Origin of the sequence: Glycomyces salinus (assembly GCF_016428645.1) — a bacterium.
GTDB lineage: Bacteria > Actinomycetota > Actinomycetes > Mycobacteriales > Micromonosporaceae > Glycomyces > Glycomyces salinus.
Genome location: NZ_JAELXW010000180.1, coordinates 1 through 1774 on the forward strand (window position 1 = coordinate 1; position 1774 = coordinate 1774).

General features: G+C 63.8%; 2 protein-coding genes. One reads left to right on the plus strand and one right to left on the minus strand.

The features are described 5' to 3' along the window. Positions 1-235 (minus strand): hypothetical protein (locus JFB92_RS25955; RefSeq protein WP_233163795.1); only part of this gene is annotated, 235 nt, incomplete at its 3' end. On the opposite strand from JFB92_RS25955, the gene JFB92_RS24935 reads away from it, so the two are divergent. Then, entirely contained in the window at positions 132-1751 is a 1620-nt protein-coding gene (locus tag JFB92_RS24935) for an IS1182 family transposase (protein ID WP_372451698.1), read from the plus strand. The genes JFB92_RS25955 and JFB92_RS24935 overlap by 104 nt on opposite strands. Positions 1752-1774: the final 23 nt, after the last annotated feature.

The window sequence follows — 1774 nt, forward strand, 5'->3', positions numbered from 1 at the left end:
GGTCCTGTTGGCGAAGTCGGTTGAGTTGACTGGAGTGGCATGCTGGGGGCTCGATGGCCGCTCGGGTTGGAGGTTTTGTGATGTCGTTGGAGCCTAGGGATTTTGGTTCGATTCCGGAATTGACGGTGTCGGTGGCGCGGTCGGCGTTTCCGAAGCGGTCGTTGGCGATGCGGATCAGGGAGACACTTGGTCCTATCTGGTCGGATGAGGAGTTCGCTCGGGCGTTCTCGTCCACGGGGCGTCCGGCAGTGTCACCGGTGGCGTTGTGCCTGGTGAGCGTGCTGCAGCATGTGGAAGGTTTCGCGGATCGGCAGGCCGCTGAGGCGGTTCGGGGCCGGATCGACTGGAAGTACGCGCTCGGTCTGGAGTTGACCGATCCGGGGTTCGATTACTCGGTGTTGTCCGAATTCCGTGCCCGGTTGGTCGAGCACGAGTTGGGCATGCGCGTCTTCGACGCGGTGATCGAGTGCTGTGATGCGGCCGGGCTGCTGGAGAGGGACGGTCGGGTGCGGACCGATTCGACGGTGGTGCTGGCCGGGGTGCGGTGGTTGAACCGGCTCGAGTTCTGCGGGGAGACGGTGCGGTCGGCGTTGGAGGCGATCGCTGCGGCCGAGCCGGATTGGTTGGCCGAGCGGATCAGCGGGCAGCAGGTCGAGCGGTATGGCAAGCCGGTCGATAATTGGCGGTTGCCGAAGAAGGCCGTCGATCGCAATAAGCGGCTGCGGCAGTTCGCGAAGGACGGGTTCTGGCTCCTTGACCAATGTGCGGCGGATGCGCGAGGGCCGGGTGCGGCCCTTGCGGATCTGGAGGCGGTCTCGGTGTTGCGGCGAGTGTGGGGTCAGCAGTTCGAGCGGTGTGGTGGGCGGATCGTGGTGCGAACGGCCGACGATCTGCCGCCTTCGGAGGAGGTGGTCGTGTCCCCTTTTGATATCGATGCCCGCTACAGCGTCAAACGCGGGCAGTCGTGGAACGGCTATAAGGCGCATCTGTCCGAGGCCTGTGAGCCGGGCTATCCACATGTGATCGTGGGTGTCTACACGACCGATGCGACCGTGCCCGATCTGAGCTGCACCGAGCCGATCACCAGGCAGTTGCGTGCGCGGGGCCTGCGCCCGCGGACGCATTTTGTCGATCAGGGTTACGTGGCCGCCTACCACCTCGTCCGTGAAGCCGCATCAGGGACGGTGCTGCACGGTCCGATCCGCGGGGACTGGTCGACGACCAAAGGCGCTGATGTGCTGTTCAAACCCACTGATTTCGTCGTTGACGAACCGACGCGGACGGTGACGTGTCCGGCTGGGCAACGCAGCACCGGGTGGTCGGTCAGGATCGGGGACAACGGCACTCCCTATGCGAACGTGTCCTTCCCGGTCGGCGTCTGTCGTCCTTGCCCGCTTCGCGCCAAGTGCACCCGCGCGAACATGGACAAGAACCAGCGAGGACGCGGCCTGAAGGTCATGCTCGGCGCCTATCGGAAAGCGATGCTCGAGCGTCGTGCCGAACAGGAAACCGAGCCATGGCGCGAATCCTATAAGCAACGCTCGGGCGTTGAAGGAGCGATCAGTCAGGCCACCGGCCGGATCGGTATGCGCCGCTGTAAATATCGGAGCCTTGATAAGACCGCGTTGCAGCATATTCTCGGGGCGACCGCGATGAACTTTATCCGTGTCAACGCTTGGCGCTGCGGGTACCGGTCAGAAACCACCAGAACCACCCACCTGGCACGCCTGCAACTCCAGACACAAACCTGAAATCAGCCTTCGCCAACAGGACC